General features: G+C 37.9%; 1 pseudogene. It reads right to left on the reverse strand.

Going from position 1 to position 235, the window contains the following annotated elements:
* Positions 1-29 precede the first annotated feature (29 nt).
* A pseudogene (locus BZK24_RS08570) lies at positions 30-235 on the reverse strand (glutamate--tRNA ligase family protein); the annotation flags it as partial.

The raw sequence follows: 235 nt of genomic DNA on the forward strand, positions 1-235 counted from the left end.
TTTTACGATATTGTGCTTACATTCGCTTCAAACAAACTATTCAAAAGCCATTTCACGCTGGACGCTTCATCTCTTTTGCTCATCTTTTTACCGCTTACTTCATCTAAAATAATGGGCAAATGCGCATAAACAATCGGATCGTTTGAGCCTAAAGCTTGCTGGATTAAAATTTGTTTGGGGGTGTTACTCACATGATCTTCGCCTCTAATGATCAGACTGATTTCATAGAGCAAAT

The organism is Helicobacter pylori, from assembly GCF_001998165.1.
GTDB lineage: Bacteria > Campylobacterota > Campylobacteria > Campylobacterales > Helicobacteraceae > Helicobacter > Helicobacter pylori_DL.